The following is a 16,287-nucleotide window of genomic DNA, read 5'->3' on the forward strand; positions in this document are numbered from 1 at the left end:
AGGTGTAATCGATAAAAATAACATATCGTTCCTTGTTGGTTCTCTTATTAAAGGTAATAATAAAAATGTCTGTGGCCAAAGCCGAAAAGATAAATGTCAAATATCACTTTGACTCTATAGATATTTTAAGGGGTTTCGCTGCAATATCTGTCGTTGTTTACCATGTGATCGAGCACTTCAATTGGTCATCATTTCCTACCAGCGGACCTCTTCTTTGGTTCCGATTTGGTTGGATGGGCGTTGACATGTTTTTTGTGATTTCCGGTTTTGTTATCGCCATGTCTGCTTTTAAACAACTGGAGAACAATGGGACTGAAAAATTCATACCGTCCTTTATGAAAAGGCGATTGCGTAGAATTGTCCCATTACATTACTTGACGTTAATAGTGTTTGTTATTTTCATATCACCTACGCTACTTTTTAATGATTTTGCATTAAATATATCTACTCACCTTCTGTTTATTCATAATCTTAATTACAATTTGCATGGGGCAATCAATGGAAGCAACTGGTCTTTAGGTGTGGAGATGCAGTTTTATATTTTCATTGCTTTGTTTGCTGGTTGGCTGAAGCGTGTTCCTTGGTGGGTGTTATTGCTGTCTGCCTTGACCGTATCATATGCGTGGAGATTTGCTGCTTTTTCATTGATAAACTTAGATCAACCTCTTGGTGTGTTTAAATTATTTGTTAGTGCCACCCAACTCCCAGGGATGCTTGATGAGTTTGCCATTGGTATCCTTTTGGCCAGATTGATAACCTCTGATCTTGGGGTGAAAATAGTGTCTAATCGAAGATACTCTACGGTCTCTTTGATGGCTATTGCGGCGCTCTTAACAACAGTAGCCCTATCAATTTATCTAGAATATGCATCATTCTGGAACTATCCATGGATGGTGGTATTTTTCCGAACGTTGTTGGCATCAGCATTCGGCATGATCATTCTGTCTCTGTGTTCTCTTAAAGTAACACCGATTCTTAAGAGAGTTTTATATCCACTTTATTATTGTGGCACTATCTCTTATGGCATCTACCTTTGGCATCTACCCATTCTGCTATCTGTCAAAAAACTTGATTGGCTATCCCATGGGCAGTCGCTCACGCTAGTTTTAGCCTTAACATTAGTGATGGCTTCGCTTTCATGGCACTTCTTTGAAAAACACTTTATGAAAAAGTAGTGGCTAATCAGGCGTCCAGTAGATGAGAACTTGAAGTCAATCGCCCAAGTACACTCTTTATGCAATTATGTGACCTATCGCACCAATCACTACCCAGCGAACACAATCCTGAGTTAACATGTTGGCCACATCAAAAACCTGTTGGCCAAGAGCCGTGATACAGGTGTCATCCTCAGACAGGAGTTCCTAATGTCCAAACAGCAAATCGGCGTTGTCGGCATGGCGGTGATGGGCCGCAATCTGGCTTTGAACATCGAAAGCCGTGGCTATACCGTTTCTATCTTTAACCGTTCAGGCGACAAGACTGACGAAGTTATCGCAGAGAACCCGGGCAAAAACCTGGTGCCGCACTACACCGTCGAAGAGTTTGTTGCATCGCTGGAAACACCGCGCCGCATTTTGCTGATGGTAAAAGCGGGCGAAGCTACGGACAAGACCATTGCCTCGCTGACTCCGCACCTGGATAAAGGCGATATCCTGATCGACGGTGGTAACACCTACTATCAGGACACTATCCGTCGTAACCGCGAGCTGTCTGCTCAGGGCTTCAACTTTATTGGCACCGGCGTTTCCGGTGGCGAAGAAGGGGCGCTGAAAGGGCCTTCAATCATGCCTGGTGGCCAGAAAGAAGCTTACGAGCTGGTGGCACCAATCCTGAAGAAAATTGCCGCTGTGGCCGAAGGTGAGCCATGCGTAGCCTATATCGGTGCCGACGGTGCTGGCCACTACGTGAAGATGGTGCACAACGGTATCGAATATGGCGACATGCAGTTGATCGCAGAAGCCTACTCCTTGCTGAAGCAGGCTCTGAATCTGAACAACGAGCAGTTGGCTGACACCTTCGCCGAGTGGAACAAGGGCGAACTGAACAGCTACCTGATCGACATCACCAAAGACATCTTCACTAAGAAAGACGAAGAGGGTAAATACCTGGTTGATGTGATCCTGGATGAAGCGGCTAACAAAGGCACCGGCAAATGGACCAGCCAGAGCTCTCTGGATCTGGGCGAGCCACTGTCATTGATCACCGAGTCTGTGTTCGCGCGTTACCTGTCTTCTCTGAAAGACCAGCGCGTAGCGGCTTCTAAAGTCCTGACCGGCCCGAAAGTTGCAGCCTTCAGCGGTGAGAAAGCCGAGTTTGTAGAGAAAGTTCGTCGCGCTCTGTATCTGGGTAAAATCGTTTCCTATGCGCAAGGTTTCTCTCAGCTGAAAGCGGCCTCCAAGGAAAACAACTGGGATCTGAACTACGGCGAAATTGCCAAGATCTTCCGCGCCGGTTGCATCATCCGCGCTCAGTTCCTGCAGAAAATCACCGATGCCTACGCTGAGAATGCCGACATCGCCAACCTGCTGCTGGCACCTTACTTCAAGCAAATCGCCGATGAGTATCAGCAGGCACTGCGTGACGTGGTTTCCTATGCGGTGCAAAACGGCATCCCAACGCCAACCTTCTCTGCGGCGATCGCGTACTACGACAGCTACCGATCTGCGGTGCTGCCTGCCAACCTGATCCAGGCGCAGCGTGACTACTTCGGTGCTCACACTTATAAGCGTACCGACAAAGAAGGCGTGTTCCATACCGAATGGATGGAATAACCCCGCACGTTGAACGATAAAAAAAGCCGCCGAGGTTTACGCCCGGCGGCTTTTTTATTACCTGCACAACAGGATTATTTCTTTTCGTGCCGTTCGCGCAGGCGGCCAATCACCTTACTCAAATCCAGCTCCTGATCCTGCAACAGCACCAACAGGTGGTAAATCAGGTCGGAAGCTTCGTTGGTCAGCTCTTCGCGATCGTTCACCGTTGCGGCCAGGGCGGTTTCTACGCCTTCCTCACCCACCTTCTGCGCAATGCGCTTGGTGCCGCTGGCATACAGCTTGGCAGTGTATGAGCTATCCGGGCTGGCGGTTTTGCGCGAAGCCAGCAATTGCTCAAGCTGGTACAGGAAGCCCCAATCGCTGCTTGCCGGATGGAAGCAACTGTCGTTGCCCAAATGGCAGGTTGGGCCGATTGGGTTGGCCAGGATCAGCAGGGTATCGTTATCGCAGTCTGGCGTAATGCTGACCACGTTAAGGAAGTTGCCTGAGCTTTCGCCTTTGGTCCACAGGCGCTGCTTGGTGCGTGAGAAGAACGTCACCTTGCCGGTTTGCTCGGTCACGTCCAGTGCTGCCTGATCCATATAGCCCAGCATCAGCACTTCGCCGGAAACGGCATGTTGTACGATTGCCGGCATCAGGTTGTCGGTTTTTGCCCAATCCAGCTTAGCTTTCTGTTGTTCTGTTAACACACGCGTATCTCCACGCCTTTCTCTGCCAGGAACCGTTTCAGTTCGCCGATATTGATGATTTGCTTATGGAATACCGAAGCTGCCAGCGCGCCGTCAACGTCGGCATCCCGGAAGGCTTCCAGGAAGTGTTCCATGGTACCGGCACCGCCGGAGGCGATCAGTGGCACCTTGCACACCTCACGTACCCGCTTCAGCTGTTCCAGATCGTAACCGTTGCGTACGCCATCCTGGTTCATCATGTTGAGCACAATCTCCCCAGCGCCACGCTTTTGCACTTCCTGCACCCAATCGAGGGTTTGCCACTCGGTGACTCGGGTGCGGCTTTCATCGCCGGTATATTGGTTGACGTGGTATTTGCCGGTTGCGGCTTCATACCAGGTGTCGATCCCGACCACGATGCACTGTACGCCAAAGCGATCGGCCAGGCGGCTGATCAGCGTTGGGTCGGCCAGCGCAGGGGAGTTGATGGAGATCTTGTCCGCCCCAAAGGAAAGGATCTGGCTGGCGTCTTCGGCACTCTTGATGCCCCCGGCCACGCAGAACGGAATATCGATCACTTCCGCAACCCGTGATACCCAGCTTTTATCAACCACCCGGCCATCGCTGGAGGCGGTGATATCGTAAAAGACCAGTTCGTCGGCGCCTTCCTGCGCGTAGCGCTGGGCCAGCGGCACGATATCGCCAATGATTTCGTGGTTACGGAATTGCACGCCCTTGACCACTTGCCCGTCCTTGACGTCCAGACAAGGGATTATCCGTTTTGCCAGCATGCGATAGCCTCCTCAACGCTGAATTTACCATCCAACAGGGCGCGTCCGACGATCACCCCTTCCACACCACTGCCACGCAACTGGGCGATATCGTCCAGGTTGCCGATGCCGCCAGAAGCCTGGAAGGCGATCTGCGGATAACGTTGGCACACTTCCTGATACAGCCCCACGTTAGAACCTTTCAGCGTACCGTCGCGTGAGATATCGGTGCACAGCACGTGCTTCAGGCCAAACGGCAGATATTGCTCAACCACCTGTTCCAGCGTGGCCTCCGAGTCTTCCTGCCAGCCGCTGATAGCCACGTTCTTGCGGCCTGCGGCATCGATGCGTACGTCCAGCGCCAGCACCATGGCATCGGCACCGTAGCGTTCAAACCAGCCCTGTACCAACTCTGGCTGCTTGACTGCGGTGGAGCCGATGACCACGCGCGTGGCTCCGGCTTCCAGCAGCGCGGCAACGTCTTGTTCGTTACGAATACCGCCGCCAACCTGTACTGGCACGCTTACCCCGGCCAGCAGTTTACGCAACAGCGGGATCTGGCGAGCCGCCGGGTCTTTGGCCCCGGTCAAATCAACCAGGTGTAAAACTTGCGCCCCTTGCTGCTGATAGTCTTGCAGACGCAGCAGCGGATCGTTGCCGTAGTCGCGCTGTTGGCCGTAATCGCCCTGATGCAGGCGCACTACGTTACCGTCGATCAAATCCAAAGCGGGAATAATCATGCTGCCTACATCTCCAGAAAGTTCTTCAACAGTTGCGCCCCGGCGTTGCCAGATCGCTCTGGATGAAACTGCACGCCAAAGAAGTTGTCTTTTTGTACGGCGGCGGTGAAGGGCTCGCCGTAGTTCGCCTGAGCGATGGTGCTTGAGCATATCGGCATCGCATAACTGTGAACGAAGTAAAAGTAAGCACCATCCTCGATGCCGCGGAACAGATGATCGCCGGCCTGCGCCGTAACCTGATTCCAGCCCATATGGGGCAAAGGCAGGCCAAAATCGGTCATCTGTGTTACCGGAGTATCGATAATCCCTAACGTTTTGATACCCCCATTTTCTTCACTGCTGGCTGCCAGCAACTGCATGCCCAGGCAGATCCCCAGCACAGGCTGGGTACAGGCTTTAATCAGATCGATCAGGTCGCGCTGTTCCAACTGGTCCATCGCCGCCTGTGCAGTACCCACACCAGGCAGAAACAGTTTGTCGGCGCGCAGCACGATCTCTGGATCGCGGCTCACCTGTGGCTGATAGCCCAGGCGTTGCACCGCATAGTTGACCGAGGCGAGGTTGGCGCAGCCGGTGTCCAGGATCACCACGTTCATCACAGCACTCCTTTCGAGCTAGGCAGCGTATTGCCCTCAACGCGGATCGCCTGGCGTAGCGTGCGGCCAAACACCTTGAACAGGCTTTCGACGCGGTGATGGTCGTTTTTGCCTTTGGTGCGCAGGTGCAGGGTGCAGCCCATTGTGTAAGACAGCGAGCGGAAGAAGTGCTCGATCATCTCGGTGCTGAGATCGCCTACGCGTTGGTAGTTGAACTCGGCTTTATATTCCAGGTGCGGGCGGCCGGAGATATCCAGTGCGCAACGGGCCAGGCATTCATCCATCGGCAACACGAAGCCGAAGCGTGCGATGCCGCGTTTGTCACCCAGGGCTTTACTCAAAGCTTCGCCCAGCGCCAATCCGGTGTCTTCTACCGTGTGGTGATCGTCGATGTACAGATCGCCGTTCACCTGAATATCCATCCGGAAGCCGCCGTGGGTGGCGATCTGATCCAGCATGTGGTCGAAGAAGCCGACGCCGGTTTTGATCTTGCTGCCGCCTTCGCGATCCAGCCAGACTTTAACGTCAATCTGCGTCTCTTTGGTCACTCGGTTAACGTGCGCATAGCGATCGCGTTTGGTCAGTTGTTGGGTGATGGCCTGCCAGCCCAGCGCCTGGCGCTGATACAGCAGCCCCTGAATACCCATATTGGCCGCCAGTTGGACATCGGTTTGACGATCGCCAATCACATAGCTGTTGGCCACGTCGATCACGCCCGGCTCCAGATAGCCTTTGACCATGGCGACCTTCGGTTTACGACATTCGCAATGGTCTTCCGGCTTGTGCGGGCAGATCAGGATATCGTCGAATTTGACGCCCTGTGAGCTGAGGATCTGCATCATCAGGTTGTGCGGTGGATCGAAGGTATCCTGCGGGAAGCTGGCGGTGCCGAGGCCGTCCTGATTGGTGATCATCACCAGGGTGAAACCGGCTTGCTGCAAGGCCAGCAGGGCAGGGATCACGTCCGGCTCCAGCGCCAGTTTATCCAGGCGGTCGACCTGGAAATCTTCCGGGGGTTCAGCAATCAGCGTGCCGTCACGGTCAATAAAGAGATATTTTTGGCTCACGTTGGCTCCTATGCGCCGGGCAGAGTATTGAGTGCGTCAACGACGCGCTGGCATTCGGTACGGGTGCCGATGGTGATCCGCAGGCAACCGGACAGGCCAGGCTGTTTATTTTGGTCTCGCAAGATAATGCCCTGATCCCATAAGGTTTTAAAGACATGACTTGAGGCGGTAAAGCGAACCAGCAGGTAATTGCTGTCACTGGTGAAGACTTGCTCGACACAGGCGCAGTCTTGTAACGCCTGCTGTAGCCAACTGCGGTTTTCGGCAATCACGGTGACGCGCTGGCGCATAACGCGGATCCCCTCGGTGCTCAGCGCCTGGGCGGCGATATCGGCCACCGGGGTTGAGAGCGGATACGGGGCAATCACTTTCAGCAGCAGGGCGATCACGTCCTCATTGGCCAGGGTAAAGCCACAGCGCAGGCCAGCCAGGGCGAAGGCTTTGGACAGCGTGCGTAATACTACCAGGTGCGGATAATCGCTCAGCCAGCTAGCAACCGAAGCTTGCGGGCAGAATTCGATATAAGCTTCATCGATGGCGACGATAGCTTTGCCTTTGGCCAGTTCCAGCAGGTTACGCAGATCGTTGGGATCGAGCAGGTTACCGGTCGGGTTATTCGGGCTGCAGGCGTAGATCAGCTTGACGTTATCCAGGCTGGCGGCAATGGCAGGCAGATCGAGCTGCCAATCTTGTTTGGCTTCGACCGTACGGCGCTCTACGCCAAACGTCTCGGCGCTGACGGCGTACATGCCGTAAGTTGGTGGGCAGAACAGGATAGCGTCCTGGCCTGGCTCGCAGAAGGCACGGATCAGCAGTTCGATACCTTCATCTGCGCCACGGCTGACCAATACCTGTTCTTTATTCACCCCGGCGTAGGCAGCGTAACGCTCAATCACCAGTGCGGGTTGGCATTCTGGGTAACGGTTGAAGGTCTGGGCGGTCAGTTGGAACTCTGGCGCAATCGGGTATTCGTTGGCATTCAGCCAGACGTCACCCTTGCCACCAAGGCGGCGGGCCGACTGATACGGGGTCAGCTCGCGCACGTTTTTACGTGCTAATTCTTCGATGCTCATGCTTGCTCCTTCAGTGCGGCGACGCGTAGGGTCACGGCGTTTTTGTGGGCGACCAGTTGCTCGGCGGCAGCCAGGATCTCAATGGTCGGGGCCAGGGTCATAAAGCCTTGTGGCGTCAGTTCCTGTACCGTCATGCGCTTTTGGAAATCCGCCAGCCCCAGGCTAGAGCAGGTGGCGGTATAGCCATAGGTTGGCAGCACGTGGTTGGTGCCGGAGGCATAATCCCCGGCAGATTCCGGCGACCAGTCACCAAGGAACACCGAACCAGCGCTGGTGATGCTGTCTACCAGATCGCGCGCACTGCGGGTCTGAATAATCAGGTGCTCAGGGCCGTATTGGTTGCTGATGGCGACACACTCGGCCAAATCCTTCGCCACAATCAGGCGGCTGCTGGCCAGAGCCTGGCGAGCGGTTTCTGCACGTGGCAGTTGCGCCAGCTGTTGCTCAACCGCCATGGCGACCGCTTCGGCCATTGCGGCGTCTGGGGTTAACAGAATGACCTGTGAATCCGGGCCATGCTCGGCCTGAGACAGCAGATCGGAAGCGACAAACGCCGGGGTCGCGCCGCTGTCGGCAATCACCAACACCTCGGAAGGGCCTGCAGGCATATCGATGGCCGCACCATCCAACCGTTGGCTGATCTGGCGTTTGGCTTCGGTGACGAAGGCGTTGCCCGGCCCGAAGATTTTCGCTACCCGTGGCACCGAATCCGTGCCAAACGCCATGGCGGCAATCGCCTGCGCGCCACCGACCTGGAACACTTCCTGCACGCCACAGAGTTTGGCGGCATACAGGATCTCATCGGCGATCGGCGGTGGTGAACACAGCACCACGCGGCGGCAACCGGCAATGCGTGCCGGGGTCGCCAACATCAATACCGTGGAGAACAGCGGTGCGGAACCGCCAGGGATGTACAGACCCACCGAATCGATTGGGCGGGTCACCTGCTGGCAACGCACGCCGGGCAGGGTTTCTACGTCCACCGCTGGCAGTTGTTGTGCATTGTGGAAGGTTTCCACGTTGGCGACGGCTACGGCCATCGCCTGTTTGATCTCGTCACCCAGGCGGGCGCAGGCCTGGTCAATCTGCTCTGCCGTTACGCGCAATGCCGCGACTTCGGTTTTATCAAACTTGGCGCTGTACTCACGTAGCGCGCTGTCACCGTTGGTTTTCACGTTATCGAGGATCTCGCGCACCGTGCGGGTGATGCTGTCCGAAGCCGAAATGGCCGGGCGCATCAGCAACTCCGCGCGCTGTTCCGCGCTGCAGCTGCCCCAATTGACGACGGTATTGAAGTTTGGCATGGCGTTACTCCATCATCTTCTCAATTGGCAGCACCAGAATGGAGCTGGCACCCAGGGCTTTGAGTTTTTCCATGGTTTCCCAGAACAGGGTCTCACTGCTGACCATGTGCATCGCTACGCGGTTCTGAGAGCCTGCCAGCGGCAGAATGGTAGGGCGCTCGGCTCCCGGAAGCAGCGCGACGATTTCATCCAGGCGTTCGCTTGGCGCGTGCAGCATGATGTATTTGGATTCGCGCGCCTGGATCACGCCTTGGATACGGGTCATCAGGCGGTCTATCAGCTGTTGTTTGGCTTCCGGCATTTCACCGTCACGCTGGATCAGGCAGGCTTTGGAGCGGTAGATCACTTCCACTTCACGCAGGCCGTTGGCTTCCAAAGTGGCGCCGGTGGACACCAGATCACAGATAGCGTCTGCCAAACCTGCGCGCGGAGCCACTTCCACCGAGCCGTTCAGCAGACAGGATTTAAAACGAACGCCTTGTTTATCGAGGTATTGCTTGAGCAGGTGCGGGTAAGAGGTAGCAATGCGGGAGTCTTGCAGGCTTTGCGGGCCGGAGTATTCGCTATCCAGCGAGGTGGCCAGCGACAGGCGGCAACCCCCAAAGTCCAGGCGGCGCAGCGTGAAGTAGCGAGGATCTTCGCCCTGAGCACGGCGGTTGAGCAGTTCCTCTTCCAGCACGTTCTCACCGATGATGCCCAGATCCACCACGCCATCCATCACCAGGCCAGGGATATCGTCATCACGTACGCGCAGGATATCGATCGGCATATTCTCGGCGAAGGCAATCAGGCGTTGCTGCTGCAGGTTGATCTTGATGCCGCAGCGGGCCAGCAATTCCTGAGACTCTTCACTCAGGCGGCCTGATTTCTGCATGGCGATACGTAAACGTGTTTTGTCCAACATGGTAACCTCTGTTTAATCTGTAATTTTATGAATTTGTTATTAAAATTATATTTTCTGTCTGTCCGGAGCCAAAAAAAAACCCTCGGAAGATATCTTCCGAGGGCTCTTTCTTGCGTTTAGTTCGTTCTACGCGCCACTGGAAGATTCGAGAATCGTCTTCCAGCACACATCGCCTGAAAGACTAGTCAGGATGATGGTGATGATGGTGGTTGAACTGAACGCGAGTCATGTCATTTCTCTTTAAAATTGGGTCAGCCAGTGCTGAGGTGCTAATTAAGCTAAACTATCCGTTGTATAACTTGCAACCCTTTTTTGTGGTTATGAATTTAATTTATTGAAAGCGACTGAGTTATTAGCCGGACGCAGCTTTACTCAACCTTAAGGTTAACCGATTGTAACCACCAGCGCGGTGGCGTAGCCTAGGGGAGTATCCGACTATCGCCTGCGGTGTGGCCAGTGGTCCTCTGCAACGGTGAAGTTGGGCTTGTTAGTCGATTCTTAGGGGCATACTGATGAAAAAAGTCGCCATTGTGGGTCTGGGTTGGTTAGGGATGCCGCTGGCTTTATCGTTAATGGGCCACGGGTATGAAGTGGTTGGCAGTAAAACTACTCCGGATGGGGTAGAAGCCGCGCGGATGAGTGGTATCGAATGTTATCGCCTAGAACTGACGCCGGAGCTGATTTGCGAAGCTCACGATCTGGAACAGCTGTTGTACACGGATGCGTTGGTGATCACTCTGCCAGCCAGCCGCACCGTCGAGGGGAGCGCAAGCTACTTTGATGCCGTACGTATGCTGGTAGACAGCGCGATAGCGTTTGGTGTGCCGCATATTATCTTTACCAGCTCCACGTCGGTTTACGGTGAAACCACCGGCACCGTTCGGGAAGATTCGCCGCTCAAGCCGGTGACGTCGGCTGGCCGAGTGCTGGAAGAGTTGGAGCTTTGGCTGCATCAATTACCCAACACGTCGGTGGACGTTTTGCGCTTGGCAGGGCTGGTGGGTGGGGATCGGCATCCAGGGCGTTTCCTGGCGGGTAAGGTTGACGTCAAGGGCGGTTCGCACGGGGTCAATCTGGTGCATCAGGATGACGTGATCGCGGCCATTCAACTGCTACTGAAGCTGCCGAAGGGCGGGCACACCTATAATCTTTGTGCGCCAGGCCATCCGCTCAAACGTGATTTCTACCCGGCGCTAGCCGAGCAATTGCATCTGCAACCTCCACAGTTTGCGCAAGAAGATGAACAAGAAGGGCGGCTGGTGGACGGCAGCCGTATCTGTAATGAGCTGGGGTTTGAATATCAATACCCAGACCCGAATCGCATGCCGATCGGTTAACCCAATCAAACTGTCCCGCAGCTTGCGGGGCAGTATCCCTCTAAAATAACTTTACTTATTTTTAATCTGTCAGTTTGATTATTAAACTCGACTAAATTACAAGGAAATTAATTTTACGCATTGATATTGAAAGTAATAATCTAAATCCTTCCTATTCCCCCTTCTGAGATACATCATCTATATTTATCATTTGTGTAAAATTCGAGTTAAAGGAAGTTTGAGTTTCTCTCCGCTATTTTCAAACTGTTGCGATAAGTATTAACATATGCTCGGTTTTTTCTAAAAGGTACCTATCCTCTCAAGCGTCTAATGGCAGTTTTTACATGAATTTTATTAATAAAAAAAATATCGCGATCTCACCTGTCGCCATTTCTGCGCTGTTACCTTGCGTTCTGTGTATGGCGGTAAACGTACAAGCCAGCGACCGGGCTGTGGAGCAATCTTCCATGGTGGTCACGGCCAAGCGCAGCGGTCTTTCAGAATTGAGTACTCCGGCTGCGGTTAGCGTGCTTAATGGCGATGAATTTCGTCAGGCCAGGCCGCAGATTAATCTCTCCGAAGGGCTGGGCAGCGTGCCGGGGCTGCAAATTCAAAATCGCCAGAATTATGCGCAAGATTTGCAACTGTCAATCCGTGGGTTTGGCTCGCGCTCAATGTACGGCGTACGCGGCGTACGTATTTATGTGGATGGTATTCCTGCCACCATGCCGGATGGTCAGGGGCAAACGTCGAATATCGATCTCAATTCAGTGGATAAGGTGGAGGTCCTGCGTGGGCCGTTTTCCGCTCTGTATGGCAACGCTTCCGGCGGCGTCATCAACGTAGAGACCGAAACCGGCCAACAGCCGGACAAGATTGAAGCGGGCATGTATAGCGGTAGTGACGGCACCTGGCGCTACGGTATGAAAGCCAGCGGTGCAACCGGCGATGGCACGCACGCAGGTGACGTGAACTACGCCGTCTCCGCAACGCGTTTTACCACCGAAGGTTTCCGCGACCACAGTGGGGCACGCAAGAACCTGGGTAACGCGCGTTTGGGTGTGCGCATTGATGATGTCAGCACGCTGACGCTGTTGTTTAACTCGGTGGATATTAATGCCGACGATCCCGGTGGTTTAACCGAAGCCGAATGGCATGACAATCCGCGCCAGGCACCAAGAGCAGATCAATACAACACGCGTAAAACCATTTCGCAGACCCAGGCCGGGTTGCGCTATGAACGTCAGATGAGCGCCAATGACGATCTGAGCATCATGACTTACGCCGGTGAGCGGGAAACCACGCAGTATCAGTCAATTCCAGTGGCCGTACAGCAGCGTAGTGAACAGCATCCCGGCGGAGTGATCTCTCTGGCACGTCATTACCAGGGCATCGATACTCGCTGGACTCATCGTGGTGAAGTGGCCACATTGCCCTTCAGCGTGACGGGCGGGCTCGACTACGAAACCATGACCGAGCAGCGCAAAGGCTATGAGAATTTCACGGTAGTCAACGGCGTTAACGAATTAGGGACCAAGGGTAATCTACGGCGGGATGAACGCAACCTGATGTGGAATGTGGATCCCTATCTGCAAACGTCCTGGAACCTGACCCAACGTTTGACGCTGGATGCCGGAGTGCGCTTCAGCACCGTCAATTTCGACTCCAACGATCGCTATATTACCGGCAGTAATGGTGATGACAGTGGCGATGCCCGCTATCACCAGTGGCTGCCGGTAGGCTCGCTCAACTATGCGTTGACCAAGGCCTGGAATGTGTACGCTTCCGCCGGGCGTGGCTTTGAAACCCCTACCATCAATGAGCTCTCTTATCGCCCAGGTGGCGTGGCGGGGCTCAATCTTGGTCTAAAACCTGCTACCAGCGATACCGTTGAACTAGGAAGCAAGACCCGTATCGGCAACGGCCTGTTCAGCGCGGCGTTGTTCCAAACGGATACCAAAAACGAAATTGTCGTCGATGAGAGCAGCAACGGGCGCACCAGCTACAAGAATGCGGGGCAAACCCGTCGTCGTGGGGTGGAGTTAGCGCTGGATCAACAGTTCAACTACGACTGGCGTCTGCAAATGGCTTGGACGCTGCTGGATGCCACTTACCGCGATGATGTCTGCGGTGACAACATCTGTTCTGCCGCAAAGCAGGTGCCGAAGGGCAACCGCCTGCCGGGGATTGCCCGCAATATGGGGTACGCCTCGCTGGCCTGGTCGCCGCCGCAGGGTTGGTTCGCCGGTGCTGAAGTGCGCTACATGAGCGATATCCAGACCAACGATCAGAATTCACAGCAGGCACCGTCCTACACCGTGGCAGCGCTGAATACCGGATATCGCTACCCGGTAGGGAACTGGCAATTTACCGTTTTTGGCCGGGTGGACAATCTGTTTGATCGCCAGTACGTCGGCTCGGTGATTGTCAACGAAGGCAATGGCCGCTATTTCGAACCCGCTCCAGGCAGAAACTGGGGTGGGGGCATGAGTGTTGCTTATTCATTTGAGTAGTAAGCAGTAGTACAGCGGGGAACCTAACCCCCGTTGAGTTGTTATCTTGGGATGGTTATTTATGACACCAGTGAGTGCGCCAACATTTGCGCGTTGCTAGCGGTGGGAGAAAGTGAATATGGCAAAGACAGGCAATAAACGAAGTATAGGGAATTACTTGATGTGGCTGCTGGGGGGGCTGATGGGCGTCATCGGCCTCGCGCTGGCAATCGGCGGCGTTTACCTGGCTTCATTGGGAGGGAGCCTCTATTTTGGGCTGATGGGAGTGGTGATGCTGATCGCTGCGGTACTGGTGATCAAGCTCAAACCTGCGGGCATATGGGTGTATGCGCTGGCCTTTGTATTCACCCTGATTTGGGCGTTGTGGGACGTTGGCCTGGATTTCTGGCCGTTGTTCTCACGCTTGTTTATGTTCGGCGTGCTGGCCTTCCTGGCCGCGTTGGCCTATCCATGGTTGAAGAAACGTGCCGGTCATCCGGTTCGCGGCTTCGTCAGCTATTCTTTGGCTGGGTTGCTGGCGGTTGCGCTGGTGGCCGGATTTGGTTACACCTTTGTGCCTACGCCATTGGTGGCGGCCAAGGAAGATATTCCGGTTAAACCGGTGGCTGCCGGTAGTGAGCAGAAAAACTGGGAACATTGGGGGAATACCACCCACGGTGACCGTTTTGCCGCGCTGGATCAGATCAACAAGTCTAACGTCAGCAAGCTGAAGGTGGCGTGGATTGCCCATACCGGCGATATTCCACAAAGCAACGGTTCCGGTGCAGAAGACCAGAATACTCCGCTGCAGATCGGTAATACCCTGTATGTCTGTACTGCCTACGGCAAAGTGCTGTCGTTGGAGGCCGATACCGGCAAACAACTGTGGTCCTTCGATCCTAAAGCCTCAGCCCCTAACTGGCAGCGTTGCCGTGGCCTGGGTTATTACGACAATGCGGCTCAGCCTGCCTCATCGCCAGTGGTTGCCGCTAACGCTACGGCCCCGGCCATGTGCGAACGCCGTCTGTTCCTGCCAACCATCGATGCGCGTTTGATTGCCATTGATGCCGATACCGGCAAACCTTGCGCCGACTTTGGTGATAACGGCACCGTCGATCTGAAAGCGGGCATGGGCGAAGTTAAACCGGGTTATTACCAGCAAACCTCAACCCCATTGGTGGCGGGCAACCTGGTGGTGGTCGGTGGCCGCGTGGCGGACAACTTCTCTACCGGCGAACCTCCTGGTGTGGTGCGTGCTTATGATGTGCATACTGGTGAACTTGCCTGGGCATGGGATCCGGGTAACCCGGCCATTACCAAGCTGCCACCAGCGGGTGAAACCTATACGCGCGGTACGCCGAACGTGTGGTCCGCAATGTCCTACGACGCCAAACTGAATCTGATCTATCTACCGACCGGTAACGCCACGCCTGACTTCTTTGGCGGCGAGCGTACCGAGCTGGATGATAAATACAGTTCTTCCATTGTGGCTGTTGATGCCACCAGCGGCAAAGTGCGTTGGCATTTCCAAACCACGCACCATGACCTGTGGGACTTTGACCTGCCTTCCCAGCCGTTACTGTACGATCTGCCAGATGGCAAGGGTGGTACGACACCCGTGCTGGTGCAAACCAGTAAGCAGGGCATGATCTTTATGCTCAACCGTGAGAACGGTCAGCCGGTGGCGAAAGTGGAAGAGCGTGAAGTGCCGCAAGGCAATGTGCCTGGCGAACGTTACTCCAAGACCCAGCCGTTCTCGGTAGGAATGCCGAATATTGGCAACCAGACGCTGACCGAGTCAGATATGTGGGGCGCAACGCCGCTCGATCAACTGCTGTGCCGTATCGAGTTCAAAGGGATGCGTCACCAGGGCGTCTATACACCGCCGGGTATCGACCGTGCTCTACAATATCCTGGCTCGTTGGGCGGGATGAACTGGGGCAGCGTTTCGGTGGATCCGAACAATGCCATCATGTTTGTTAACGACATGCGTTTGGGGCTGGCCAACTCGATGGTGCCACGCAGCAAGGTGCCGACCGGCGCCAGCGGCATCGAAATGGGTCTGGTTCCGATGGACGGTACGCCGTTTGGTGCGATCCGTGAACGCTTCCTTTCCCCACTGGGCATTCCATGCCAGAAGCCGCCGTTTGGCACCATGTCAGCGGTAGACCTGAAGTCTGGCAAGCTGGTGTGGCAGGTTCCGGTAGGTACGGTGCAGGATACGGGGCCGCTGGGCATCAAAATGCGTATGCCGATGGAAGTTGGCATGCCAACGCTGGGTGCGAGTCTGTCTACTCAATCCGGCCTGCTGTTCTTTGCTGGTACTCAGGATTTCTACCTGCGTGCCTTCGATACGGCAACCGGGAAAGAGATCTGGAAAGAACGTCTGCCAGTGGGCAGCCAGTCCGGTCCAATGACCTTTGTCTCGCCGAAGAACGGTAAGCAATACATTATCATCAGTGCTGGTGGTGCTCGTCAGGCCGCAGAGCGGGGTGACTATGTCATTGCTTATGCTCTGCCAGACGAAAAGTAACTAGCTGGTAGTTCACCAATAAATAAAGGGGTTAGCATGACTGCTAACCC

The 16,287-nt window shown here is 54.7% G+C and carries 14 protein-coding genes and 1 other annotated feature; of the genes, 5 read left to right on the forward strand and 9 right to left on the reverse strand.

Annotated features, from left to right (window positions below; genetic code table 11):
• Nucleotides 1–65 precede the first annotated feature (65 nt).
• Nucleotides 66–1,175 carry an acyltransferase gene (locus tag KGP21_RS10605; protein WP_021805012.1) on the forward strand — a complete coding sequence of 370 codons (1,110 nt, stop codon included), beginning with the start codon at nucleotides 66–68 and terminating at the stop codon, nucleotides 1,173–1,175.
• 189 nt (nucleotides 1,176–1,364) lie between these two features.
• Nucleotides 1,365–2,771 (forward strand): NADP-dependent phosphogluconate dehydrogenase, encoded by a 1,407-nt coding sequence (gndA, locus tag KGP21_RS10610; RefSeq protein WP_021805011.1) that lies wholly within the window; start codon nucleotides 1,365–1,367, stop codon nucleotides 2,769–2,771.
• Nucleotides 2,772–2,845: 74 nt separating this feature from the next.
• Here the strand turns inward: gndA and hisIE are convergent, their stop codons facing one another.
• From hisIE to hisL, 9 genes are all read right to left on the reverse strand, one after another.
• Nucleotides 2,846–3,463: a bifunctional phosphoribosyl-AMP cyclohydrolase/phosphoribosyl-ATP diphosphatase HisIE gene (gene hisIE / locus KGP21_RS10615; RefSeq protein WP_021805010.1), complete on the reverse strand. Its 618-nt coding sequence runs from the start codon at nucleotides 3,461–3,463 to the stop codon at nucleotides 2,846–2,848.
• Nucleotides 3,457–4,233, reverse strand: coding sequence for an imidazole glycerol phosphate synthase subunit HisF (gene hisF, locus KGP21_RS10620; RefSeq protein WP_021179972.1), 777 nt, complete (start codon nucleotides 4,231–4,233; stop codon nucleotides 3,457–3,459). Before hisF ends, hisIE begins: the two co-directional genes overlap by 7 nt.
• Nucleotides 4,215–4,952: a 1-(5-phosphoribosyl)-5-[(5-phosphoribosylamino)methylideneamino]imidazole-4-carboxamide isomerase gene (gene hisA / locus KGP21_RS10625; protein ID WP_059200341.1), complete on the reverse strand. Its 738-nt coding sequence runs from the start codon at nucleotides 4,950–4,952 to the stop codon at nucleotides 4,215–4,217. The genes hisF and hisA overlap by 19 nt, the downstream gene beginning before the upstream one ends.
• A gap of 5 nt (nucleotides 4,953–4,957) precedes the next feature.
• Nucleotides 4,958–5,548, reverse strand: coding sequence for an imidazole glycerol phosphate synthase subunit HisH (gene hisH / locus KGP21_RS10630; RefSeq protein ID WP_021179970.1), 591 nt, complete (start codon nucleotides 5,546–5,548; stop codon nucleotides 4,958–4,960).
• Entirely contained in the window at nucleotides 5,548–6,615 is a 1,068-nt protein-coding gene (hisB, locus tag KGP21_RS10635; RefSeq protein ID WP_223538080.1) for a bifunctional histidinol-phosphatase/imidazoleglycerol-phosphate dehydratase HisB, read from the reverse strand. Before hisB ends, hisH begins: the two co-directional genes overlap by 1 nt.
• Before the next feature lie 8 nt (nucleotides 6,616–6,623).
• Nucleotides 6,624–7,688: a histidinol-phosphate transaminase gene (gene hisC, locus KGP21_RS10640; RefSeq protein ID WP_223538084.1), complete on the reverse strand. Its 1,065-nt coding sequence runs from the start codon at nucleotides 7,686–7,688 to the stop codon at nucleotides 6,624–6,626.
• Nucleotides 7,685–8,992 (reverse strand): histidinol dehydrogenase, encoded by a 1,308-nt coding sequence (gene hisD / locus KGP21_RS10645; protein ID WP_223538087.1) that lies wholly within the window; start codon nucleotides 8,990–8,992, stop codon nucleotides 7,685–7,687. Before hisD ends, hisC begins: the two co-directional genes overlap by 4 nt.
• 4 nt (nucleotides 8,993–8,996) lie before the next feature.
• A complete protein-coding gene (gene hisG / locus KGP21_RS10650; protein ID WP_021179966.1) occupies nucleotides 8,997–9,896 on the reverse strand; it encodes an ATP phosphoribosyltransferase in 900 nt (299 codons plus the stop codon).
• 70 nt (nucleotides 9,897–9,966) lie between these two features.
• Nucleotides 9,967–10,102, reverse strand: a sequence feature (His leader region).
• The gene (gene hisL, locus KGP21_RS10655) at nucleotides 10,078–10,125 is read right to left on the reverse strand and encodes a his operon leader peptide (protein WP_100396937.1); all 48 of its coding nucleotides are present in this window, start codon (nucleotides 10,123–10,125) and stop codon (nucleotides 10,078–10,080) included. Its footprint overlaps the feature before it by 25 nt.
• A gap of 283 nt (nucleotides 10,126–10,408) precedes the next feature.
• Between hisL and KGP21_RS10660 the strand changes: the two genes are divergently transcribed.
• The 3 genes from KGP21_RS10660 (at nucleotide 10,409) to KGP21_RS10670 (ending at nucleotide 16,237) form a co-directional block, all read left to right on the forward strand.
• Entirely contained in the window at nucleotides 10,409–11,233 is an 825-nt protein-coding gene (locus tag KGP21_RS10660) for an SDR family oxidoreductase (RefSeq protein WP_024528609.1), read from the forward strand.
• Nucleotides 11,234–11,631: 398 nt separating this feature from the next.
• Nucleotides 11,632–13,725, forward strand: a complete 2,094-nt coding sequence (pqqU, locus tag KGP21_RS10665; RefSeq protein WP_371824862.1) for a TonB-dependent receptor PqqU — start codon at nucleotides 11,632–11,634, stop codon at nucleotides 13,723–13,725.
• A 118-nt stretch (nucleotides 13,726–13,843) separates the two neighbouring features.
• Complete coding sequence (locus tag KGP21_RS10670; RefSeq protein ID WP_209527790.1) at nucleotides 13,844–16,237, forward strand: glucose/quinate/shikimate family membrane-bound PQQ-dependent dehydrogenase; 2,394 nt, start codon at nucleotides 13,844–13,846, stop codon at nucleotides 16,235–16,237.
• The last annotated feature ends 50 nt before the right edge of the window (nucleotides 16,238–16,287 follow it).

Source organism: Serratia sp. JSRIV004 (assembly GCF_019968705.1).
GTDB classification, from domain to species: domain Bacteria; phylum Pseudomonadota; class Gammaproteobacteria; order Enterobacterales; family Enterobacteriaceae; genus Chania; species Chania fonticola_B.

Excerpts from the sequence above, each read along its gene's own strand:
- KGP21_RS10605 (WP_021805012.1), top strand. The coding sequence starts at position 66 with ATGTCTGTGGCCAAAGCCGAAAAGATAAATGTCAAATATCACTTTGAC.
- gndA (WP_021805011.1), top strand. The coding sequence starts at position 1,365 with ATGTCCAAACAGCAAATCGGCGTTGTCGGCATGGCGGTGATGGGCCGC.
- hisF (WP_021179972.1), bottom strand. The coding sequence starts at position 4,233 with ATGCTGGCAAAACGGATAATCCCTTGTCTGGACGTCAAGGACGGGCAA.
- hisA (WP_059200341.1), bottom strand. The coding sequence starts at position 4,952 with ATGATTATTCCCGCTTTGGATTTGATCGACGGTAACGTAGTGCGCCTG.
- hisH (WP_021179970.1), bottom strand. The coding sequence starts at position 5,548 with ATGAACGTGGTGATCCTGGACACCGGCTGCGCCAACCTCGCCTCGGTC.
- hisC (WP_223538084.1), bottom strand. The coding sequence starts at position 7,688 with ATGAGCATCGAAGAATTAGCACGTAAAAACGTGCGCGAGCTGACCCCG.
- hisD (WP_223538087.1), bottom strand. The coding sequence starts at position 8,992 with ATGCCAAACTTCAATACCGTCGTCAATTGGGGCAGCTGCAGCGCGGAA.
- hisG (WP_021179966.1), bottom strand. The coding sequence starts at position 9,896 with ATGTTGGACAAAACACGTTTACGTATCGCCATGCAGAAATCAGGCCGC.
- KGP21_RS10660 (WP_024528609.1), top strand. The coding sequence starts at position 10,409 with ATGAAAAAAGTCGCCATTGTGGGTCTGGGTTGGTTAGGGATGCCGCTG.
- pqqU (WP_371824862.1), top strand. The coding sequence starts at position 11,632 with ATGGCGGTAAACGTACAAGCCAGCGACCGGGCTGTGGAGCAATCTTCC.
- KGP21_RS10670 (WP_209527790.1), top strand. The coding sequence starts at position 13,844 with ATGGCAAAGACAGGCAATAAACGAAGTATAGGGAATTACTTGATGTGG.